We start from the raw sequence: 22,896 nt of genomic DNA on the forward strand, positions 1-22,896 counted from the left end.
GCCCCGCGATGAGGACGCCAACACGCGGCTGGCGCACGGACGGAATGATTCCCCTATGACGCAATCTCAGGCAGATACCTTCGCCCCGCTACAGCCGGCGCAGATCGACTGGCAAGCCGGCACGCCGGTGGCCAGGGTGTTTGATGATCCGTACTTTTCTCGCGATGACGGCCCGGCGGAAACCGAGCATGTCTTTTTACAGGGCAACGGGCTGCCGGCCCGCTTTCGCGCCTTGCCCCGTGGGGCACGCTTTGTCATTGGTGAAACCGGGTTTGGCACCGGCCTGAATTTTCTCTGCGCGGCGGCGCTGTTTCTCGACAGCGCCCCCGACGATACCGTGCTGCATTTCATCTCGGCGGAAAAACATCCGTTGACCCGTGCCGACCTCACCCGTGCCTTGCAACAATGGCCCGCGCTGCGCCACATCAGCGACGAGCTGGCGGCGCACTATCCTGCGCTCACGCCCGGCTTTCATCGTGTGTGGTTATGCCAGGGGCGCATCGCGCTGACGCTGCTGTTCGGTGACGCGGGGGCGCTCTTGCAGCAATGCCGGGCGCGAGTTGATGCCTGGTTTCTGGATGGCTTTGCGCCAGCGCGCAACCCCGGCATGTGGAGCGAGACGCTGTTTCAGGCCATCACCCGCCTGAGCGCGCCGGGCGCCACCTTTGCCACCTTTACCGCCGCCGGCTTTGTGCGCCGTGGGCTGGCGGCACAAGGCTTTGAGGTCGGCCGTGTGCCCGGCTTCGGCCGCAAACGCGAGATGCTCACCGGGCAGCGGCCCAGCCATTGGCAGCCGGTGGTGCCGTTGCGTGGCCAGGCGCTGGTGGTTGGGGCCGGACTGGCCGGTGCGACCACTGCACGAGCGCTGGCCGAGCGTGGCTGGCAGGTGCGCGTGTGCGATCCGGCGGGCATCGCCCAGCACGCATCGGGCAATCTCGCCGGTGTGATTTACACCACCCCCAGCGCACATGGCACCGCACAAAACCGCTTTTACCAGAGCAGCTATCTGCATAGCTTGCACTGGCTGGCGCGGTATCGCTTTCCGTACAGCGTTGATCAAGGTGCGCTCACCGGTGTGGTGCAATGCCCGCCCGACCAGCGCCACCGTGACAAGCAACGCGCCGCACTGGGCAGCGGCCTGTGGCCGACCGAAATCCTGCGCAGCGCGGGCGAAGGCTGGCCGCCCGATAGCCTGCTGCTGCCTGCTGGTGGCTACATCAACCCGGCCGCCTGGTGCCGCCACTTGCTGGCGCACGAACGCATCACTGTGGAGCCGTGTACCGTCACCGGCCTGACGCCCGCCGATCACGGCTGGCACATCAGTACGTCGGTCGGGCCGCGATCGGTCGGGCCGCACCATGCCGATGCGGTAGTACTCGCCAACGCAGCAGCGGCGGCACAGTTCGAGGGCTTGCACTGGCTGCCGCTGAAACAGATTCGCGGCCAGGTGAGCTATTATCGCGCCACCGAAGCCAGCCGTGCCTGGGCACAGGCAATCTGCCACAGCGGTTATCTCACGCCGGCAATAGAAGGATTGCATTGCGTGGGAGCAACGTTTGATTTGCATCGGCTTGATCCTGCTCCCGAGGCCGCTGACGATGCCCGCAATCTGGCCGAGCTGGCCGACAACCTGCCTCTGCATTACGCGCAACTGGGCGGCGCGCAGGCCGCGCTGGCCGGCCACCGGGTCGGCTTCCGCTGCCAAAGTACCGATTTCCTGCCGCTGGCCGGGCCGGTGCCGCAGCTGCTGGGCGCCGCCATTACTCACTTGCCGGGCCTGTATCTGAACATCGCTCATGGCAGCCGTGGTATAACCGGCTCGGCCCTGTGCGCCGAGCTGATTGCAGCGCAGATCAACGACGAGCCCGCACCGATGGACAAGATACTGCGCAATGCCCTGACGCCCGAACGCTTTATCCTTCGCAAACGAAAAAAACAACCGGAGTGGACACCATGATCCTGACCGTTACTGCTCTTTATACCGGCCTGTTTCTGATCCTGCTGCTAGCCCTTGCTGCGAGTGTTGTGCGGCGCCGCCTGCGCGGGCAGGTATCACTGGGCGACGGCGGCGATGCTGCGTTGCGCCAGGCCATCCGTGCCCATGGCAACGCAGCCGAATATGTGCCGATTGTGCTGATCAGCCTGAGCGTACTGGAAAATATGGGCACCAGTGCCGTGCTGCTGCATTTGTATGGCGGGGTATTTTTCCTTGGCCGGCTGCTGCACGCCTGGGGGTTGGCGCAGCCACAAGGCGTCAGTAATGCACGCAAGGGCGGCATCCTGCTCACTTGGCTGGTAATGCTGGCGATGGCGGTACAACTGATCTGGAAAGCCTTGCTGCATATGCTTTATTGAACGTGCCGACGCCGGGAAACCAGACCTTGAAAGCCGGGGAGCCCGGCGTCTCGTCTTCGTTGGTAGCGCTGGCTTCCCGAGTAGTGCTGACGTCTCAAAGCGTCGTTGACGTCCCAAACATCGCTGACGTCTCAAGCATCGTTGACGTCTCAAGCATCGCTGGCGTCTGAAAACATTGCTGGCGCCTCAGCCATCGCTGGTGTCAGGGCCAGCAAGCCCCAGCTCGCGCAATTGCTGCCGGGTGAAGATGGAAATGCTCTCGGTGGTCTGATCAAACCAGATCACCGCATCGCCCCGCTCCAGCTGCCGGCGCACCTGCTCGACCCGTGTCGCCACCTCTATCTCCACCGCACCGTAATCAGTGCCGTCGCGGGTGACGAATTCTTCGATCAGATTGGCCAGTGTATCCGGCGCGATATCCTGCCAGGGCACTTGCATAACGTCACACCATAAAAAAAAGACCACGCCAGTATACGCTGGCGCGGTCAGTCTCGTCAGGCCGTCAACCGATCAGCCCAGTTGGTAATCACCCGGATTGAAGCGGCTGGTACGCAACCGGAACTCGAAAGTGAAGCCCGGCCAGAGCGCCGTGATCTTGCCATTGCGGTGCTTGTACCAGCTGTCGCAACCGGTCGCCCAGATGGAGTTGCCGAGCCGTTTTTGCAGCCGGTCGTTATAGCGCTGCTGTACCTCGGGCCGTACTTCAATCAGCCCGGCGCCGCGCCGCTCTCGTAACGCCAGCAACCGGGCAATATATTCCACCTGGCTTTCGATCATGAAAATCATCGAGGTGTGCCCCAGGCCAGTATTCGGGCCGATGATGAAAAACAGATTCGGAAAACCGTTTACCAAGGTGCCCAGGTAGGCTTCCTCGCCATCGCGCCAGGCGTGCGCCAGGGTTTCGCCATTCCGGCCGCTGACCACTTCCGCGATCGGATTTTCGGTGGCATAAAAACCGGTGGCAAATACCAGCACATCAATCTCGCGCTCCTGGCCATCCGCAGTGACGATACTGTTGGCGCGAATCTCGCGAATACCTTCGGTGACCAGCTCCACATTCGGCTGTTGCAGGGCCGGATACCAGTCGTTGGAAATCAGGATGCGCCGGCAGCCGATGGTGTAATCCGGCGTCACGCGCTCGCGCAGTGTTGCGTCCTTGACCTGGCGGCGAATGTGCCATTCGGCAAGTTTCTGAAACACCGTCATCAGTTTCGGATTCAGCACCAGGCCCATTACGCGGCTCTCGTGGCCCCAGTAGATCGCCGCCCGGTGCAGCTGGCGTGCCAGCGGCAGCTTGCGGAACAACTGCTTTTCCGCCCCCAGATACGCCCTGTCCTGGCGGGGAATGATCCAGTTAGGCGTACGCTGATAAACATCCAGCTGCCCGGCCTGCCTGGCGATTTCAGGCACCAGCTGAATCGCGGATGCCCCCGAGCCGATCACCGCCACCCGTTTGCCGGCGAGATCATAATCATGATCCCAGCGCGCCGAGTGGAAGGTCTTGCCCTGGAAATTTTCCACACCGGGAATATCCGGCAGCTTCGGCTCTGCCAGGCCACCGCTGGCCATCACCACGGAGCGTGCCGTAAGCACTCCGCCCGTACTCTTCACTTCCCACAGCCCGCTCTCTTCATCAAAACGCGCACTTTCCAGCGTCTCATTGAAGCGAATGAACGGGTATAGCCCGTGATCGTTGGCTACCCGCCGCAAATAGTCATAAAGCTCCGGCTGGGTCGGGTATTTGCGCGACCAGTCCGGGTTCGGTGCAAAGGAAAACGAATAAAGGTGCGACGGCACATCGCAGGCGGCGCCGGGGTAATGGTTATCTCGCCAGGTGCCGCCGACCTCGCTTTCCCGCTCCAGCAGCACGAAACTCGTCTGGCCGCTCTGCTTCAGCCGGATTGCCATGCCCAGCCCGGCGAAGCCGGTGCCGATGATGGCTACTTCCACATCAGGCGCCTTGCCCTGCGCAAGTGTTGCTGTGCTCGTATGCTTGACCGATTCCATCCTCGTTCTACCCCGCTGTGGCACGCCGGCCACCATCTGACAACAATTCGTGTCACTTTACTTCTGACAACACACCATGTCAACATGGCCACCATGAGCACATCATCCCCCTCCAGAAGCCCACGGGGCCGCGCTTATCGAGGCGTCAGCATCGAGGCCCGGCGCGCCGGGCGCCGGCACAAGATCCTCCAGGCCGGCGTCGCCGTGATCGGCAGCCAGGGTTTCCACGCCACTACCGTGAAAGCGGTCTGCGTCGAGGCGGGCCTCACCGAGCGCTATTTCTACGAGTCTTTCAGCAACAGCGAAGCGCTACTGTGTGAAGCCTATGCCCACATCATCACGCAATTGCGCGAACGCATCGCGGCCAGCCTCAACGCCCATCAGGGGCAGCCGGATACCTTGATGGCAGCAGCGCTGACCAGCTATTACAGCTACCTGCGCGATCACCCCGAGCACGCCCGGTTGATCATGATCGAGATTCTCGGCGTCAGCCCGATGGTGGATCAGCAGTATCGGCGGGTAATGGAAGAGTTCGCGCAGTTTTTGCGCAGCACACGGCAAGCGCTTTATCCCGGTACGGCACAAGATGATTTGCACGAGAGCATGGTCGCCACCGGCCTGATCGGTGCACTGGTGAACATGGCCATGCGCTGGATGCTGTCCGGCTACCGGGAGCCGCTTGAGAGCGTGGTCGCCGCCGCACAGACCGTTCTGGTCGCCGTCACGACGCATCTTGCAGACAACCACCTTGCCAGCAGCGAGTCGCCCAGCGACGGCTGATGCCATTCAGCGGTGCCGGACAGGGCAAAAGCGAGGCCGGGCAAAAGTGCCGGGTGCCTGACGTGGCTGCACTAGCGACATCCGGTAAAGCAGCTCCTATGCCGTTCAGTGGTGCCAGGCACGACAGAAGCGCTGCGTGGCCGCCAGCCCCAGTGGCGTGAAGTGGCGCGCCGGCGACATCCAGTCAAGCAGCTCCTCGGGAGCAAGCTCGGCCGCCCGCGCCTTATATTGTGGCGCCATCGCTTTGACGCCCTCGCTCGTCAGCTTTCCGGCGCGCGATGGGCGGGTTGCCCGGCTGGCAGCGGCGGCCACCGGCGCGCCGAGCCAATCCGCCAGCAACTGTTGTTCATACGCGGAAAACACGCCAGCCATTGCGCCGCTGTCCATATCCAGCAGCCGGCCGAAGCGGCACGCGGTGAGCGGCTGTCCCGGTCGCAATGCGTTATCGCGGCGTAGCTGGTGCAGCATCTCCGGCACACGATGCGGGTCTGCCAGCCAGGCCGATACCGGCTCGCCGCCCAAGCGGCAGTGCGGCGCGTGCAGGTTCTGGCCCACCGCGCGCTTGCGACGAAAGATCGCCACCAGCTCTGCCTCGAGATCACATTCCCGCACCAGCGCCTGCGCACCGATGCCCACGTCATTGAGAGCAAAGCCGCGGCATAGCCGGCGGTAATCTTCATCACCTGGCCGGCTGCCGAGCAGTGCGTGCACCGCTTCGGTAGCCAGAAAGGCATGGCCGGTGTCGGCATTGTCGATGCTGATATGCAGCGAAAAATAACGAGCATCAATGCCCAGTTCGCGCAGCTCGTGCGTGGTGATCAGCAGGTGCAGCGGCAACTGTTCATAGCCGAGATTGAAGCCGATGACTTCAGGAATGAACTCGTCCGCGAGCCAGCCCAGGCACAGCTGTAGCGCGCCCTGCTGGTAAAAACGCGCCGGCAATTCGCTGCCGGCGTCACAATCCAGTGAGGCCAGCAAACGCTGATAAAGGCAAACATGATTGCGGCTCGCGCAACCTTCACCCAGCTCTTCAAGGTAGATGCGTAGCAACCCGTGATAGCGGGCATCCTGCCAATACCGAAGCAACCCGTGCAGCCAGGCGCCATCGACAAGTTTGGTCGGAGCGCTGTGCCGGATGAATGACAATGCGTGTGCGCGCCGTGGGAAGAATCGCCTGGGCATGCCAGCCCGACGCGCCATCAGGTAACGTTGAAAACGCTGGCCGGTGGCATGATTGCTTGCCAGCAGATCGCGGCGCAGGGAAGGCACATCTCGGGCCAGTGGTGCGGGCCGGGCGGCCGCCAGGGCCGCTTGCAAATAGCGGCGCGCCGCCGTTTTCAGTGCTGCATCCGGCGGCCCGGCACGCAGTGCCAGATACAGATTACGCGGGCAGACAGGGGCATCGTCATTCATCGCAGGCATACCCGAAGTGCGCCAGCCCGATGCCGAGATATTCTGCCAGTTGCGGGTGGGCAAGCAGATAATCGCTCACATCATCGGCCGGCAAATCATCTCTGGCTTGCTGCACCAGCGCCGCAAACTCTTCCGGCTCGGCATCGCCGCGGCCGAGCCACATCAGTGCCACCAGCTCGTGCTGCTGCGGGCGGCCAAGACCTTGCACCAATGAGCGCACCTCCTGTTCCACCGGATCGCAGCAATCTTCCGCGAGCACATTATGCTCGGTGCCCGCCAGCGGCGGGCTCTCCATACCAGACATATCCGCCATACCAGACATATCCGCAGCAGAGATATCCGCGCCCGAGATATCCGTGTCAGAGATATCCGTACCAAGAGCCCCTGTGTCAGGCACACCACCTTGTTCTCGCATCTGGGCAACATCCTGCTCGCGCATCTGAAAACGCCGCGCCAACGCAATCAATGAGCACGCATCATCTGGATCAAGATCCTTCATCATTGCCTCCATGCCCTGGCCATGCCTTTGCAAGGCTCCTGAAGGATCGACCCTGCGGCAGCGTCTGCGTTCAAGCGCGGCGCGTTAAATGTCGTTAACTGCACAGCAAATACAGCCGAGCACACCGAAGCGACGTTCACAAGTGCGTGTTATTACCCGCATCACACTGCAGGCAAGAACCAAACGGCGGCGGGTATGTCCGCCAACAGAGAGGCCTTGTTGAAAGAAGCCAGGAAAGGAGATCGGGATGACTGTGCCAGCACGCCGCTGCCCCGGCACGCAATTACAGCCGCGCACACCTTCTGCGCTGCGTTTGCTGACGGTGAATTGCCACAAAGGTTTCAACTGGCTTAACCGTCGGTTCATCCTGCCGGAACTGCGCGAGGCGGTGCGCACTCTGTCCTGCGATCTGGTGTTCCTGCAGGAGGTGCTGGGCGAGCATCAGCGGTTGTTTCCCGAGGGCACCTGGCAACCACAGTACGAATTCCTGGCCGACAGCATGTGGCCCGAGTACGCCTATGGCCGCAACGCGGTTTACCCGGAAGGCCACCACGGCAATGCATTGTTATCGCGCTTTCCGATTGTCGATCACTACAACCTGGATGTGTCGGTGCGCGGCAACGAAGAGCGTGGCTTGTTGTACGCTCGGCTGGACTGGCCGGGCCACGGCCCTTGTCATGCCATCTGTGTACATCTGGGCCTGCGCGAATCCCACCGGCAACGTCAGGCGCAACTGCTATGTGAGCTGTTGCACACACTGCCGACCAGCGAACCGCTGATTGTCGCAGGTGATTTCAATGACTGGCGCATGCGGCTGCACCCGGCGCTGACCGAGTGCGGCCTGACCGAAGCGTTCGTCAGCACCAGCGGCCGCCCGGCACGCAGCTTCCCTGCGCGCCTGCCGTTGCTACCGCTGGATCGCATTTATGTACGCAACCTGGCCGTGCGTGCTCCGCAAGTGTTGATTCGCCAACCATGGTCGCACTTGTCCGATCACGCCCCACTGGTGACGGAGGTGCTGTTGTGACCGAGCAGTGGCGGGAAGGCAACGAAGTACGTCTGCTTACCAACGGTGAAGAATTTTTCCCCACCGTTTTTCGCAGCATCCGCAGTGCGCGTAGAGAAGTGCTGATCGAAACCTTTATTCTGTTTGATGACGAGGTCGGCCAGGCACTGAAAGAAGCGCTGCTGCGTGCCGCGCATCGCGGCGCACGTGTGGAGTTGCTGGCCGACGGTTATGGCAGCGCTGATCTTGGCGCTGCTTATGTACAGGAGCTGACCGACGCTGGCGTGAAAGTCCGGCTGTTCGATCCGCAGCCGAAACTGCTCGGTGTGCGCACCAATCTTTTCCGCCGCCTGCATCGCAAGATCGTGGTGGTGGACAACAAGGTGGCGTTTGTCGGCGGCATCAATTTCAGTGCCGAGCACCTGGCCTCTTTCGGCCCGATGGCGAAACAGGATTACGCCGTGCAAGTGCGTGGCCCGATTGTGGAGGATATCCGTCGCGCCAGCCTGAAACTGCTCGGCCGTCGCGTGCGCCGGCTACGACGACATCCATTCCAGTGCATCGCCGGTGATGCCCGGCTGCGGCTGGCGATTCGCGACAACCACCGTCACACCACCGATATCGAAGTACACTATCTTGCTGCGATCCGTGCTGCACGGCAGCGCATCGTGATCGCCAATGCGTACTTCTTTCCCGGCTACCGGCTGATGCGTGCGTTGCGCGACGCGGTGAAACGCGGCGTGAATGTAACGCTGATTCTACAAGGGCAACCGGACCGACCCTGGGTGCGGGTCTGCTCTCAGGCGTTGTACGGGTATCTACTGCAAGACGGCATCCGTATTCGTGAATACTGCGAACGCCCGCTGCACGCCAAAGTGGCGCTGGTGGATGATGAGTGGGCCACGGTCGGTTCCAGCAATCTTGATCCGCTGAGCCTGTCGCTGAATCTGGAAGCCAACATCATCATTCGCGATCCGGAGTTCGTCGCCACCTTGTTTCAGGAATTGACCACACTGGCGCAGGAACACTGCCAGGAAGTGCAGCCGCCCCAAGGCAAACGGCAGCCACGCTGGCGCACACCGCTGACCTTTTTGTGCTACCACTTCATGCGGCATTTTCCCACCATCGCGGCACGGCTGCCGGCCCGGTTTCCCCGCGTGCGGCTGATCGGTGACGAACCACAACAGGCGACCACCCCCTGCGAGCGGGAGAAATCATCATGACCCGTGCCGGCCGGCGACGCTGGCTCTGGCGCACGCTGACAGCCGTGTTTCTGGCGGTGATCGGTGTACTGCTGTGGCACCAGTTCCGGCAACTGGACTGGCCGGAGATCAGCGCCGCGCTGCGCAGCTATTCTGTCGCGCAGCTGGCGCCGGCACTGCTATTTGCGCTCGCCGGGCACCTCGTCTACGCCTGCTTTGATTTGCTCGGCCGTGCACACACGCAGCACGGCCTGCCGGTGCGAGTTGTGCTGCCACGGGTGCTGGTGTGCTACGCGTTCAATCTCAATCTCAGCGCCATGCTCGGCGGCATGGCATTGCGCTACCGGCTTTACACGCGCTGTGGATTGCGCGTGGATACCATCACCCAGGTGATCGCCTTGAGCATCACGGCCAACTGGCTGGGCTACACGCTGCTGCTGGGCATGTTATTTATCGCTGGCCTGCCGACACTGCCGGGCGACTGGCCGCTGGCCGGCTCGGTGCAACGCTTGCTCGGGCTGGGCATGTTGTGCGTGCCACTGCTGGCAGCGCTGGCGACGCTGCGCTGGCAAGGCCGGCGCTGGCATTTCCGGCAGCACCGCTTCACCTTGCCGGGGCCACGGCTGTGCGGCGCGCAATTGTTATTGGGCAGTGCCAACTGGATGCTGATGGCCGCCGTGCTTTACGCATTGCTGCCCTCGGATCACAGCTACCCGACTGTGCTGGCGGTACTGCTCACCAGCAGCCTTGCCGGGCTGGTGTCGCGGGTGCCGGCCGGGCTGGGTGTGCTGGAGGCCACTGCGCTGGTGCTGTTGCGGGGAGAGAACGATCAGGCGGCGCTGATGGCCGCCCTGATCGGTTTTCGTGTGTGTTATTTTCTATTGCCGTTAGCAGGCGCAGCCGTGCTGTATCCCTGGCTTGAGCTGGCCCACCGCCGCCGGCAGGCCGGCGCTCACTCTTCCCCTTCCCAGAAGCGCCACCAGGCGCCGCTTTCCTGATCGTCGTTGCGCTCAGCCTCCCGCTCGGCTTCGTCCAGCGTTTGCGGAGCCTCCTGCCCGCGCTGCCGTTGCGGCCGCTCGCCCACCGAACCGCCGCGCTCGGTTTCCACGCCGGGCGCGGTCATTTCCGGCTCCCGTGGCGCGTGCATGGGCGCACGATCATGTTCATGCCGCTGGCGCTGGCTATCCGGTGCGGCATTGTCGACATCATCGGGTTGCTGTGTCGGTGAATCCGGGGTGCGCTGCTGCATCATCGGCGCGCCGCCGTCTTCCGTCTGCTGAGCACTGCCGGCAGCGTCCTGTTGCGCGCCAGCCTGCGCCGCAGCGCCGGCCAGCAATACACTGGCGAGCAGCGCCAATATGGTCTGCATACGAACCATAACCACCTCCTTGATGACTGAGAATTTCAGAGCGGCCAGCGGCTACGGCGTGCCGACATGCAGTCGGTACCGCCCACCGGGGTTTTCTTCTGCCCACGCAAGGGCAGCGTCAACAAGGCGCCGGGACGCACTCGCGCGCCACCAATGGGCGCGTGCGCCTGATGCCGGGCCGGGTGCTTGGCGTGGAAAATGTCACCTTTTACCCGCCGTGGCGCCGGCTCGATCTGCGCCAGGATCTGCTGCGCTTCCTCGGTCAGCGGCACCAGTCGGCCTTCCACCAGTTTCATTTGCGTTTTCGGAAACAGCCATTTCAACGTCAGCCAGCGTCCGTCTGCTTGCCGGCCGTCAACCCGCTGAATACCTTCGCTGCCGATACTGTAGGTACGAAACAGCTCGAAATAGAACTTGTCGCGCACTTCCACATGGTAGTAATCGCCGTTGCCGTTACGGCCGGCCTTGATACGACGGCGCCCCTCGGGGTTCGAGCGCGACCGCTCGGACGGCGACATGGATTGCCATTTACGCTGAGCCTTACGGATGTTCCTGCGCGCCGCTTCGATCTGCTTTTGCGTGGGCATTACCAGTTCCTCCTTTAACAGTGTCACGCTTGTTTTTCAGGGTCAGTAGAAAAACTACTCTTTTGGTAGCGACATGCCACCCCCCCGATTTACTGACCTTGGCGTTTTTTACATTCCCGCGACACGGTCGCTTTGCAACGGTTTTCAATGCAGAGCAGGCGCCCGACATATCTGGTTACAGTTGTCCATACTGGTACGCTCATCCTTTGTCCGTAGCCTCTGGCTTTTTCGCAAGGTGGCCCCGTCGTGGCCGCCTGAGTTAACCAACGCACACGGCGCCAACAAAGTGCCATCATGCGTCTCGAACGTAACTGCGCCGCGTTATTCCCGACCAACCGAACAGTGCGCTATGCAACATTTTACGAAAGTGCTGAAAAGCGCCCTGCTTTTTGTGACGCAGGCAACAGCAATATATTTCTCGAAACCGCGCATCAGTGGGCGAAGCCACACTTTTTTACAGCGCCATATCCGAACAGAACCCGCACTCCCATTTCTTGCTCTTTTTTGAGAAATAGCTGCTACCTTTCGTTACCTGTCGGACACCCCTGGTAACACTGCCGCGATGCCCTCCGCTGCCTCGGTTATTGCACTCGCCTACCCGCTGTTACCTGCCAAATGACGAAGCAACCCCCAGCGGTCTCCGGCACAGCTGTGGTTGCCTGTGTAGTTGCCTGCGATATCCCTCGCAAATAGCTGGCGCACTCGTTCGTAGCAGAAACTTCGACACCGCTCGGCTAGTCGGCAGAAGCATAGGCCTTTGAACCAGAACTTCCTGGACTCCTGAACAGAGCCCTTTGAATCGGAGGCCGCCTGAACACGGATCTTCGAGAAAGACCTTCCGCTTGGCCCGGCAGGCAGGCGGCAGCGGACGCCCACTATTGATGAAAGGAGCACGCACTATGGCCACCCCGGCAGCCAGACCGGCTTTATCGCACTGGACATCGGCGCACTCTACGCACTCGGCGCCGCAAACACACGTCGCCCATGAGGCTGCATCCCCTCGGCAAAAAGTTCTGTTCGTAACGTCGGAAATCGCCGGCCTGGCGAAAACCGGCGGGCTGGGCGATGTGGCGCGAGCGCTGCCCACAGCGCTGTCGCGCCGGCATGATGTGCGCGTGCTGATGCCGGCCTATGCCGAAGTGCTGCGCCGGGCCCAGCCTGTCCGGGTGCTCGGCGAACTGCCCGGCCAGGCACATATTCCCCCTTGCCGGGTTGGCCGCACGACACTGGAAGACGGTTTGCAGGTTTATCTGCTGTTGTGCCCGGAACTGTATCAGCGCAGCGGCAATGCCTATCTGGATGAGCATGGCCGCGACTGGTGCGACAACCATATCCGCTTCGGCCGCCTGTGCCTGGCCGCCGCCCAGCTCACCGCCGGCCCGAACTGGCTGGGCTGGCAACCGGATCTCTTGCACCTCAACGACTGGCCCAGCGCACTGGCACCCTGCTTTTTGTCGCAGCCGGCGCCGGTGCTGCTGACTATTCACAATCTCGGCTATCAGGGCCTTTTTCATGCCGCCAGCGGCGTCGATCTCGGCCTGGATGTGGAGCAGCCTGCGTATCAGGATCTGCTGCACCACCAGAGCCTGTGCTTTCTGAAAGCCGGTATCGTGCACGCGGATCGGCTGTCTACCGTGAGCCAGACCTACGCCGAGGAAATCGTGCGCCCCGGCATCGGTTGCGGGCTGGAGGAGATTCTTGCTGTCCGACTGCATGAAGGCCGGCTGACGGGCATCACCAACGGCATCGATCCTCACTGGGACGCCGCCACCGATCCGGCCTTGCCGGGCAACTTTCATCCCGGCGACTGGCGCGGCAAGGCGCTTAGCCGGCGCTATGCGAGCGAGAAATATGATGTCCGTGCGGACGGCCCGCTGTTCGTCGTGATCTCGCGGCTGGCGGAACAAAAAGGCATCGATCTGACCGAGCAGGTGGCCGGGCATATTGTTGCCCATGGCGGCAATCTGGTGGTGATGGGCCAAGGCGAGCCGGCGCTGGAGCAGCGCATGTGCCAGTTGCAACAGCGCCACCCGGCGCAGATCGCTGTGCATATCGGCTTTGATGAAATCGAAGCCCGGCGGCTGTTTGCCGGCAGTGATTTTCTGTTGATGCCGTCTCGTTACGAGCCTTGCGGCCTGAGCCAGATGTATGCACAGCGGTTTGCTTCGTTGCCGATCGCCCGGCGCACTGGCGGGCTGGTGGATACCATCACCGATGGCGCCACCGGGTTCCTGTTCGATGACGCCGCAGCCGGGGGCTATCAGGCCGCCATTGATCGCGCCTTCAGTGTGTACCAGTGCCCGCGCCGCCTGCGACAGATGCGCCGCCAGGCCATGCGAGCACCCCGGAGCTGGCATCACGCCGCCGAGCCCTACCACCGCCTGTATCAGCAATTGCTGCACGATTACGGCGCGCTGCCCGTGCCGGCGGCCCGGCAGGCACAAGCCTGATGGCCGTGGCGCAACCACCACGCCACGGGCCCTGGCATCTCGGCGATGGCCGGGTGCGTTTTGCGCTGTGGGCACCGGATGCGCGCAGCGTACATCTGTCCCTGCCCGAGGCGCAGCTGCCCATGGAGCGCGACGACGAAGGCTTCTATCAGATCAGCGTTTCCTGCGAGGCTGGCGCCCGCTACCAGTTCCTGATCGATGGCGAGCAGTTAGTGCCCGATCCGGCAGCACGCTGGCAGCCCGATGGGGTGGCCGGCGCCAGCGCCGTGCCCGAGCGCACCCCGCATTTCTGGCACCATGCGGGCTGGCCGGGCCGGCCCTGGCACGAAGCGGTGATCTATGAACTGCATACCGGGTTGTGCGGCGGCTTCAATGGCGTGCGGCAGCAGTTGCCGGCATTGAAAGCGCTCGGCATCACCGCCATCGAGCTGATGCCGGTGGGTAGCTTTCCCGGCCAGCGTAACTGGGGCTACGACCCGGTGCTGCCGTTTGCACCGGCCGCTGCGTATGGCAGCCCGGCGGAGCTGATGGCGCTGATCGATGACGCCCACGGCCTCGACCTGCTGGTGTATCTGGATGTGGTCTACAACCATTTCGGCCCGGAAGGCAATTACCTGCCGCATTATGCCAGCGCCTTTTTTGATACCAGCCGCCAGACTCCCTGGGGTCCGGCGATTGATTTCACGCAGCCTGCCGTGCGCGCCTTCTATCTGGAAAACGCGCTGATGTGGCTGCGCGACTATCGCTTCGACGGGCTGCGGCTGGATGCCGTGCACGCCATCAATAATGACGAGTTCGTCGTCTGGCTGGCGGCGCAATTGCGTGCCGCCCTGCCGGCCGGGCGCTCGCTGCATCTGATGGTGGAGAACGAGCGCAACAGCGCCAGCTTGTTGCGTCAGGGACTGGATGCACAGTGGCACGACGATGCGCACCATGTGCTGCATACCCTGCTGACCGGCGAACGGGACGGCTACTATGCCGACTTCCAGCAGCAACCCACCACCAAGCTGGCGCGGGCCTTGAGCGAAGGGTTTGTCTACCAGGGCGAGCCCACCCGACGCGGCGAACCTCGCGGCGAGCCTTGCGCCGATTTGCCACCGCAGGCATTCATCATTGCCCTGCAAAATCACGACCAGATCGGCAACCGCGCCTTCGGCGAGCGTCTACTGTCGCTGGCCGATCCGGTGGCGGTGCGTTGTGCCACCGCCGCATTCCTGTTGAGCCCGATGATCCCGCTGCTGTTCATGGGCGAGGAGCACGGCAGCATCACGCCTTTTCTTTATTTTGTCGATTACCAGGGCGAGCTGGCCGAGGCCGTGCGCAATGGCCGGCGGCAGGAATTCAGCACCTTCGCCGGTTTTGCTGCGAACATCCCTGACCCGATTGCCCCGGCCACCTTTCAGGCATCCAGGCCCGCCCCGGCCGATGACGGCTTCCCGTGGCCCGCGTTCTACCGCGAATTGCTGACACTGCGCCAGGCTATAATCATGCCCGCCTTGCCCGGCAGCCATGCCGAGCCTGCCCAGCTGCTCGGCGACGGTGCCGTGCTGTGGCGCTGGCAGCTGGGCGATGGCAGCCAGCTGTTGATCGCGCTGAACCTCGGCCTGCAGCCGGTGGCGCTGCCCATCGACAACGCCACGGCGGTGCCTCTGTTCACCCACGGCATCACCGAGCGCAATCCGCCTGCTCCCTCTCCGCTCGCTCTGACCCCGCCCGGCGACGCGTTACCCGCGCCGGCCGTGGCAATCTACCTGCAAGCAGCCGCAGGGCACTCTCGCCAGGATCAGTCGGACAAGGGTCGATCAGACGCAGGTGTGTCAGACCAGGGTCTGCAAAAAACAGGCCTGCAAAAAAGAGGCCTGCAAAAAAAATATCCGTCGAAAAAAAATCAGCTTGAAAAAAATCTCACCGAGAAGGGTCAATCTGGAAAGAGTGGGCATGGAAAGCATCGGTCTGAAAAGTATCGGCCCGAAAAGGGGCTGACTGACGATCACCTGTCTAGCGAGGGCCATACTGGAGAACACCCTGCCGAGACAACGCTGGCCGATGCCATGCGCGTGTGGCGTGGGCGCTCGATGCGCGGCCCCACACCCGAAGCAAGCGTTGGAGGACAGGCATGGCTGAGGTAGACGAGTCACTGATACGCCTGGCCGACGCCGCAGGCTTGTTGCCTCAATGGACAGACGCCCACGGCGCCGCGCACCAGGTCAGCCCGGCCACGCTGCGGGCCGTGCTGGCCGCCCTCGGCTTTCCTGCCAACAACCGCGCGCAGATCCGTGACAGCCTGAGCCGGGCAAGCCAGCCCGGCTCTCGCTCCAACTATCAACCCGGCCCCCAATCCATCCATGAAACCCGCCTGATCGTCACCGACACCGCGCAGCCGGCACAGCTGCACCCGCCGCTGCCGCCCGGCGCGGCGTTCCAGCTCACCGATGAGCAGGGCCGAGTGCGCGATGGGCAACTGGATCAGCACGGCTGCCTGCCGCTGCTCACGGTGCCCGGTTTCTACCAAGTGGAGGCCGGGGAGCAACGTTTGCAGGTGGCGGTGGCGCCAGTCGGCCCGCCGCAAGCCGCTCGTGGCTGCCGTTGGGGTCTGATCGCCCAGTGCTATTCCCTGCGCCGGGCCGACGATGGCGGGCTGGGCGATATCGGTGCGCTGGCCGATCTGGCCGTCAGCGCCGCGCACCATGGCGCCGACGCACTGTTGAGTAGCCCGTTACATGCCTGCGACCCGGATACCCGCGAGTGCAGCCCCTATTCGCCGTCCGATCGGCGCCTGTTCAACCTGTTTCATGCCGCGCCGGATCGTGTCCTCGGCCACGAAGCCATGCGCAGCGCCTTGCAAGCCGCCGGCTGCGCCGACACATGGGAGCGCTTGCAGGCGCAGCAACTGATCGACTGGCCCACCGCCCGGCAGGTACGGCTGGCGCTGCTGCGGCAACTCTATGCCGGCTTCTTGCATTCGCAGCACCCGCGCCGCCAGGCCTTTATCGATTACTGTCGCAACGCCAGCCCGGCCCTACGCCAGTTCAGCTGCTTTCAGGCATTGCGAGAATCCCTGACGCCCCGCACCGGCAACCCCGACTGGCGCCATTGGCCGGCCAATTTACGGCACCCCGGCAGCGATGCCGTGCAGCGCTTCCAAAAGCGCTACGCCGCGCAAGGCGATTTTCACATGTTCTGTCAGTGGCTGGCCGAAGAAAGCCTGGCACAGTTGCACCGGCGCAGCAGCGAAGCCGGCATGGGCATCGGGCTGATGACCGATCTTGCCGTCGGTTCCGATCCCGGCGGCTGCCAGGCCTGGGCCGAGCAGGATCATTTTCTCAACGGCCTGACAATTGGCGCACCACCTGATCTGCTCAATACCGACGGCCAGAACTGGGGCCTCACCACCTTCTCTCCCGCCGGCTTGCAAGCGGATGGCTATCGGGGTTTTCTCGATATGCTGCACGCCTGCCTGCGCCATGCCGGCGGCCTGCGGATCGATCATGTGATGGGCCTGGCACGGCTCTGGGTGATTCCTGCCGGTGCCAGCCCACGTGACGGCGTTTACCTGCGTTACCCCGCCGCCGATCTGATCCGCCTGCTGGCGCTGGCCGCGCACCGCAATCAGGCATTGATAGTGGGCGAAGACCTCGGCACCGTGCCCGATGGCCTGCGCGAGCAGATGGCCCGGCACGGCATTCTCGGCACCCGAGTGCTGATGTTCGAGCAGGAGCGCGGCCGCCTGCCCCCGGACAGCTGCTGGGATGAGCCCGTGCTGGCCACCACCACCACGCATGATCTGCCCACCACGCTGGGCTGGTTTCGCAGCCGCGATATCGAATGGCGCTACCAGGCCGGGCAAAGCTCCATCTATCAGGCACAGCAAGCCAGCGCCCAGCGCCAGCACGAAGCCACCCGGCTACAGCGCGCCCTGAATGCCGGGCAGCCCACCCTGCCCGATCAGCAGGCCGGGCTGGACGGCGCCCTGCGCTATCTGGGCCGCAGCCAGGCGCCGCTGGTGCTGATCCCGCTGGAAGATGTGATGGGCGAGCTGGAGCAGCCGAACCTGCCCGGTGGTGGCGCCCTGCACCCGAACTGGCGCCGCCGCTGGCACCACAATGCCGAGGCGCTGCTGGCCGAGCCCGCCGCCAGCCAGCGCCTGGCCACATTGCGCGACGCCCGCGCCGACGCCGCAACGCGCCGGCCTCAGAACCCGTTTCGAAACTCGACGCAAGACCCGGCTCAAAACCCGCCACCCAAAAAGACCCCGCCGCCATGATCCCGCTGCGCGCCACCCTCAGGCTGCAATGCCATGCCGGCTTCACCTTCGACGACGCCGCCGCCTGGCTGGAGTATTTCGCCGCGCTGGGCATCAGCCACCTGTACCTCTCCCCAGTGCTGGCGCCCATGCCCGGCTCCGGGCACGGCTACGATCTGGCCGACCCGCGCCGCATCAACCCCGAGGCCGGCGGCGAAGCAGCCCTGCGCCGCCTGGCAGAAGGCGCCCGCGCGCACGATATGGGGCTGATCCTCGACGTGGTGGCCAACCATATGGCCGCGCACCCCGCCAACCCGTTCTGGGATGATGTGCTGCGCTGGGGGCCGGCGAGCGCCCACGCGCAGCTGTTCGATATCGACTGGGCGGCGGCGGGCGGCAAGATGATACTGCCGGTGTTGCCAGCCCCCTATGGCCAGTGCCTGGCGGAAGGCCAGCTGCGGCTGGTGCAGCGCGAGCGGCGGGGCGAACGGGAAAACGAGCCGGAGAGCGCACCAGAGCGCGCTCCAGAGAGCGAGCTACGCATCGCCGTCAACGACGGCCTGCACTTGCCACTGAGCGTCGCCAGCGTCGGCGGCCTGCTGCGCGATACCGGCATCACTGGCCACACAAGCATCGCCGAGGCGCTGCTGCGCGCCACTCATCCGCGCCAGGCTGCCGAGGCACTGGCGCAGGCCGGGCAGTGGGCAGCGCAACCGGCCGGCCAGCGAGCACTGGCTGATCTGTGCACCCGTTTTCATGAGGACGATGGCCAGCGCACCGAGCGCTGGCACAGCCTGCTCAGCGCCCAGCACTACCGCCTGGTGCACTGGCGCAGCGGCGCTGATCTGCTCAACTGGCGGCGCTTTTTCGATATCAACGAGCTGGCTGCCGTGCAAGGCAACCGGCCGGAGGTGTTCGCCCTGCTGCACGATACCCTCTGGCCACTGGTGCATGATGGCCTGGTGCACGGGCTGCGCGTGGATCATGTGGACGGCCTGGCCGATCCCGGCGCCTATTGCCGCCTGCTACGGCAGCAACTGGATCAGCACTGGCCGGGGCGCGGGCCCGGCCCCTGGCTGTTTGTGGAGAAAATACTGGCGGCGGAGGAAACATTGCCCGGCGACTGGCCAGTGCACGGCACCACTGGCTACGAGTTCATGGAGGAAGTCTCACTGCTGTTGCACGACGCCCGCGGCGGCCCGGCACTGGCTGCGCTCTGGGCGGCACTGGATGACGGCCCGCCACTTGAACAGGCCACCTGGCAGGCCCGCGCCGATATCCTCGACGGCAGTCTCGCCTGCGATCTGGCACGCACGGTGCGCCAGTTCAGCGCGCTGGCCGAGCAATCACTGGCCACCAGCGATCTTGCGCCTGCTGCCCTGCACCGGGCGATTCGCGCCCTGGCACTGGCGCTGCCGGTCTATCGCATTTATCACAACGGCCACCTGACCGGTAGCGCCGATCAGCATTGGCTCGCCCAGGCTGCGCAGGCTGCCCGTGCGCACCTGCCGGCCACCGATCATCCGGTGCTGGCGCAGCTGCTGCGCTGGCTCACCACCGATCCGCAGCACAGCCCCGACCCGGCCAGCCACCGGGAAGCGGTGGCACGCTTTGGCCAGTTGAGCGCACCGCTGGCCGCCAAGGGCATCGAAGACACCCTCTGCTACCGCCACAGCTTGCTGCTTTCCCGCAACGAAGTGGGCGCCGATCTGTCACGCCTGGCCGGTGATGCGACCCGCTTTCACCAGCATTGCCAGCGCCGCGCCAGACGCTGGCCGGCAACGCTGCTGGCCACCGCCACCCACGACAGCAAACGCGGCGAAGATGCTCGCGCACGCCTGGCCGTGCTCAGCGAGCGCGCCGAGCAATGGCGCCAGCTCTGGCCACGCCTGACACAACTGGCCGCACCCTTGATGGCCAGCGACGACCAGCCGCATCCGGCTGATCTGACGCGGCTCTACCAGACGCTGCTCGGCCATTGGCCAATGACGCTGAGCCGGCGCGACAGCCCCCTGGCCGAGGAATTTCATCAGCGCCTGCAGCAGTGGCAGCGCAAGGCACTGCGTGAAACCCGCCAGCGCAGCCACTGGCAGGCACCGGATGCCGCTTACGAACAGCACTGTGCCGACTTTCTCGCAGGCCTGTTCCGGCACGCCGCCAGCGCACCACTGTGGCATGCGCTGTGCGAGGCCGCCCATAGCCTGATGGTGCCCGGCGCGCTGAACAGCCTGACACAATGTGTGCTGCGGCTGACCACGCCCGGCGTGCCCGATCTCTATCAGGGCGGCGACGGCTGGGATTTCAATCTGGTCGACCCCGACAACCGACGCCCGGTGGATTTCGGCCTGCGCGCCGGCTGGTTGCAGCAACCGGCCAGCCCGCAGGCACTGCTGGCCGGCTGGCGCGACGGCCGCCTCAAGCAATGGCTGATCGCCCGCGTGCTGGAGCTACGCCGCGCCCGACCCACCTTGTTCAGCCACGGCGATTACCAGCCGCTGGCCACCCAAGGCGCTCTCCCCGCCAGCGTGCTGGCGTTTGCGCGCAGCTGGCAAGATCAGGCGCTGATCGTGATCGCGCCGTATCACAGTGCCGCCGCGCTGGCCGGCGTTGATGTGCCGCATATCGCTCCAGAGCGCTGGGGCGACAGCGCCCTGCTGTTGCCGGCTGCGCTCGCAGCAGCGCCGCTGACCGACATCGTCTCCGGTCAGACGTTTCCTACCTGCACGGCACTCGCCGAACGCGACGCCCGGCTTCCGCTGGCGTCGCTGCTGGCGTACTGGCCCGTGGCCGTGCTGACCACTTCGCCCACCCTGAAGGAGCCCGCCCCATGAGCCGCAGCACCCCGCGCCACTGGCGCATGACCGAAGGCCGGCCATTTCCGCTGGGCGCCACCTGGGATGGTCTGGGCGTCAATTTTGCGCTGTTCTCGGCCCACGCCACTGCCGTGGAGCTGTGCCTGTTCGATCGCCGTGGCGAGCGCGAGCTGGCACGTATCCCGCTACCGGAATACACCGACGAAATCTGGCACGGCTACCTGCCGCAGGCACGCCCCGGCCAGGTCTACGGCTATCGCGTGCATGGCCCTTACGCGCCGGAAGACGGCCACCGCTTCAACCCTCACAAACTGCTGCTCGACCCCTACGCCAAGCAGCTCAGTGGCACGCTGCGCTGGTCGCCGGCGCTGTTCGGCTATCAGCTGGATTCGCCGGATGGCGATCTCAGCTTCGATGAACAGGACAGCGCCCCGTTTGTGCCCAAGGCCCGCGTGATCGACCCGGCCTTCACCTGGCCGGCGCAGCCACCGCTGCAACACGCGTGGGAAGACACCGTGATCTACGAGGCGCACCTGCGCGGGCTGACCATGCGCCATCCACGGGTGCCCAGCGGCCAGCGCGGTACCTTTGCCGCACTCAGCCAGCCAGCGCTGCTGCAACACCTGCGCGAACTGGGCGTCACTGCACTGCAACTGCTGCCGATCCACGCCTTCGTGCACGATCAGCACCTGCTGGAAAAGGGCCTGTGCAATTACTGGGGCTACAACACGCTGGCGTTCTTTGCGCCGCATCCCGGCTACCTGAGCACGCCGCGCATCGACGAATTCAAGGCGGCAGTAGCCCATGTGCACGACGCCGGCCTGGAGCTGCTACTGGATGTGGTCTACAACCACACCGCCGAAGGCAACGAGCGCGGCCCGACACTGTCCATGCGCGGCATCGACAACGCCACCTACTACCGCCTGGCCGATGAGCGCCGCTATTACATCAACGATTCCGGCACTGGCAACACGCTGGATATGAGCCACCCGTGCGTGGTACGGCTGGTGACGGATTCGCTGCGCTACTGGGCCGGCGACATGGGCGTGGATGGCTTTCGCTTTGATCTGGCCACCGTGCTTGGCCGCCAGCAGGGCCACTTCGACGAGCGCCACCCTTTCCTGGTGGCCTGCCGGCAGGACCCGCAACTCAGCGGCATCAAGCTGATCGCGGAGCCGTGGGATTGCAGCCCGGACGGCTATCAGGTGGGCGGCTTCCCGCCAGGCTGGGCCGAATGGAATGACCGCTTCCGCGATACCACCCGTGCCTTCTGGCTCGGCCACGATGGCCAGTTGCCGGAGCTGGCAGCGCGCCTGTGCGCTTCCGGCGACCTGTTCAACCAGCGCGGCCGGCGACCGTTCGCCTCGGTAAATCTGATTACTGCCCACGATGGCTTCACGCTGCGCGATCTGGTGTCCCACGACCACCGCCACAACGAAGCCAACGGCGAAGACAACCGCGATGGCAACCCGGCAGAAATCAGCAGCGGTCACGGCGCCGAAGGCCCGACTGATGATCCGGCCATCCGCCAGCTGCGGCTGCAACAGATGCGCAACCTGCTGGCCACCCTGTTGCTGGCTCAGGGCACGCCGATGCTGGTGGCCGGCGACGAAACCGGCCGCAGCCAGGAGGGCAACAACAACGCCTATTGCCAGGACAGCCCATTGAGCTGGTTGAGCTGGCGCCCGGATCGCGAAGGCCGGGCGCTGCTCGCCTTCACCCGGCGCCTGACGCGGCTGCGGCGGCGCTTTCCGCTGCTGCGACACAACCGCTTTTTCACCGGCGAGCGCCACGCCAGCCTGCCGATCAGCGATGTCACCTGGCTGCACCCACACGGGCGGGCCATGACCACGGAAGACTGGCAAGCGGCCGAGGGCCGTTGCCTGGGCATGTTGCTGGATGCCCGCGCCACCATCACCCCGGCTGACGCACCGCTGCACGCCGGTGACACGCTGCTATGGCTGCTCAACGCCGGCGATGCCTGCCCGTTTCAACTGCCAGAAGTGGCCGGCGCGCAAAGCTGGCAATGCCTGCTGGACACCGCCAGCGATGCCACCCCTCGCCACGCCGCTGACGCGCAAGTGCAACTGGCGGCCCACTCCCTGCAATTGTTATGGCGCCAGGACAATACCCTCGCCGCCACACCACCCTGACCTATTCGAGGAGGCTCCC

The 22,896-nt window shown here is 64.3% G+C and carries 17 protein-coding genes; 11 read left to right on the forward strand and 6 right to left on the reverse strand.

Features of this window, described 5'->3' with window-relative positions; all coding sequences use genetic code 11:
• The first annotated feature begins 55 nt into the window (after positions 1–55).
• Together mnmC and MU846_RS11760 are read left to right on the forward strand one after the other, a co-directional pair.
• Positions 56–1,957, forward strand: a complete 1,902-nt coding sequence (mnmC, locus tag MU846_RS11755; RefSeq protein WP_246952947.1) for a bifunctional tRNA (5-methylaminomethyl-2-thiouridine)(34)-methyltransferase MnmC2/FAD-dependent 5-carboxymethylaminomethyl-2-thiouridine(34) oxidoreductase MnmC1 — start codon at positions 56–58, stop codon at positions 1,955–1,957.
• The gene (locus tag MU846_RS11760) at positions 1,954–2,355 is read left to right on the forward strand and encodes an MAPEG family protein (protein WP_246952950.1); all 402 of its coding nucleotides are present in this window, start codon (positions 1,954–1,956) and stop codon (positions 2,353–2,355) included. The genes mnmC and MU846_RS11760 overlap by 4 nt, the downstream gene beginning before the upstream one ends.
• A 186-nt stretch (positions 2,356–2,541) precedes the next feature.
• On the opposite strand, the gene MU846_RS11765 is transcribed toward MU846_RS11760, so the two are convergent.
• Both MU846_RS11765 and MU846_RS11770 read right to left on the reverse strand, forming a co-directional pair.
• A complete protein-coding gene (locus tag MU846_RS11765; RefSeq protein WP_246952951.1) occupies positions 2,542–2,793 on the reverse strand; it encodes a YheU family protein in 252 nt (83 codons plus the stop codon).
• 72 nt (positions 2,794–2,865) lie between these two features.
• Positions 2,866–4,362 carry a flavin-containing monooxygenase gene (locus MU846_RS11770; RefSeq protein WP_246952953.1) on the reverse strand — a complete coding sequence of 499 codons (1,497 nt, stop codon included), beginning with the start codon at positions 4,360–4,362 and terminating at the stop codon, positions 2,866–2,868.
• Between the two features lie 93 nt (positions 4,363–4,455).
• Here MU846_RS11770 and MU846_RS11775 point away from each other — a divergent pair, with 93 nt between their 5' ends.
• Positions 4,456–5,142 carry a TetR/AcrR family transcriptional regulator gene (locus tag MU846_RS11775; protein ID WP_246952955.1) on the forward strand — a complete coding sequence of 229 codons (687 nt, stop codon included), beginning with the start codon at positions 4,456–4,458 and terminating at the stop codon, positions 5,140–5,142.
• A 105-nt stretch (positions 5,143–5,247) separates the two neighbouring features.
• On the opposite strand, the gene MU846_RS11780 is transcribed toward MU846_RS11775, so the two are convergent.
• Both MU846_RS11780 and MU846_RS11785 read right to left on the reverse strand, forming a co-directional pair.
• Positions 5,248–6,555 carry an iron-containing redox enzyme family protein gene (locus MU846_RS11780; protein WP_246952957.1) on the reverse strand — a complete coding sequence of 436 codons (1,308 nt, stop codon included), beginning with the start codon at positions 6,553–6,555 and terminating at the stop codon, positions 5,248–5,250.
• Positions 6,548–7,054, reverse strand: coding sequence for a DUF3775 domain-containing protein (locus MU846_RS11785; RefSeq protein WP_246952958.1), 507 nt, complete (start codon positions 7,052–7,054; stop codon positions 6,548–6,550). Before MU846_RS11785 ends, MU846_RS11780 begins: the two co-directional genes overlap by 8 nt.
• Before the next feature lie 247 nt (positions 7,055–7,301).
• Between MU846_RS11785 and MU846_RS11790 the strand changes: the two genes are divergently transcribed.
• Genes MU846_RS11790 through MU846_RS11800 form a run of 3 tightly spaced genes read left to right on the forward strand, consistent with a single transcriptional unit; the run spans position 7,302 to position 10,260 of the window.
• Positions 7,302–8,081, forward strand: coding sequence for an endonuclease/exonuclease/phosphatase family protein (locus MU846_RS11790; protein ID WP_246952961.1), 780 nt, complete (start codon positions 7,302–7,304; stop codon positions 8,079–8,081).
• Positions 8,078–9,283, forward strand: a complete 1,206-nt coding sequence (gene clsB, locus MU846_RS11795) for a cardiolipin synthase ClsB (protein ID WP_246952962.1) — start codon at positions 8,078–8,080, stop codon at positions 9,281–9,283. Before MU846_RS11790 ends, clsB begins: the two co-directional genes overlap by 4 nt.
• Positions 9,280–10,260: a lysylphosphatidylglycerol synthase transmembrane domain-containing protein gene (locus tag MU846_RS11800; protein WP_246952964.1), complete on the forward strand. Its 981-nt coding sequence runs from the start codon at positions 9,280–9,282 to the stop codon at positions 10,258–10,260. The genes clsB and MU846_RS11800 overlap by 4 nt, the downstream gene beginning before the upstream one ends.
• On the opposite strand, the gene MU846_RS11805 is transcribed toward MU846_RS11800, so the two are convergent.
• Both MU846_RS11805 and MU846_RS11810 read right to left on the reverse strand, forming a co-directional pair.
• On the reverse strand, positions 10,215–10,640 hold the full coding sequence (locus MU846_RS11805) for a hypothetical protein (RefSeq protein WP_246952966.1): 426 nt from the start codon (positions 10,638–10,640) through the stop codon (positions 10,215–10,217). The genes MU846_RS11800 and MU846_RS11805 overlap by 46 nt on opposite strands.
• 26 nt (positions 10,641–10,666) lie before the next feature.
• On the reverse strand, positions 10,667–11,218 hold the full coding sequence (locus MU846_RS11810) for a hypothetical protein (RefSeq protein ID WP_246952968.1): 552 nt from the start codon (positions 11,216–11,218) through the stop codon (positions 10,667–10,669).
• An 899-nt stretch (positions 11,219–12,117) separates the two neighbouring features.
• Between MU846_RS11810 and glgA the strand changes: the two genes are divergently transcribed.
• Genes glgA through glgX form a run of 5 tightly spaced genes read left to right on the forward strand, consistent with a single transcriptional unit; the run spans position 12,118 to position 22,877 of the window.
• Positions 12,118–13,668, forward strand: coding sequence for a glycogen synthase GlgA (gene glgA / locus MU846_RS11815; RefSeq protein ID WP_246952971.1), 1,551 nt, complete (start codon positions 12,118–12,120; stop codon positions 13,666–13,668).
• Positions 13,668–15,797, forward strand: a complete 2,130-nt coding sequence (gene treZ / locus MU846_RS11820) for a malto-oligosyltrehalose trehalohydrolase (RefSeq protein WP_246952973.1) — start codon at positions 13,668–13,670, stop codon at positions 15,795–15,797. Before glgA ends, treZ begins: the two co-directional genes overlap by 1 nt.
• Entirely contained in the window at positions 15,785–17,932 is a 2,148-nt protein-coding gene (gene malQ, locus MU846_RS11825; protein WP_246952975.1) for a 4-alpha-glucanotransferase, read from the forward strand. Before treZ ends, malQ begins: the two co-directional genes overlap by 13 nt.
• Entirely contained in the window at positions 17,929–20,742 is a 2,814-nt protein-coding gene (treY, locus tag MU846_RS11830) for a malto-oligosyltrehalose synthase (protein ID WP_246952978.1), read from the forward strand. Before malQ ends, treY begins: the two co-directional genes overlap by 4 nt.
• Positions 20,739–22,877 carry a glycogen debranching protein GlgX gene (gene glgX / locus MU846_RS11835; RefSeq protein ID WP_246952979.1) on the forward strand — a complete coding sequence of 713 codons (2,139 nt, stop codon included), beginning with the start codon at positions 20,739–20,741 and terminating at the stop codon, positions 22,875–22,877. The genes treY and glgX overlap by 4 nt, the downstream gene beginning before the upstream one ends.
• Positions 22,878–22,896: the final 19 nt, after the last annotated feature.

It is taken from the genome of Alcanivorax quisquiliarum, assembly GCF_023051175.1.
Taxonomy (GTDB): Bacteria; Pseudomonadota; Gammaproteobacteria; order Pseudomonadales; family Alcanivoracaceae; genus Isoalcanivorax; species Isoalcanivorax quisquiliarum.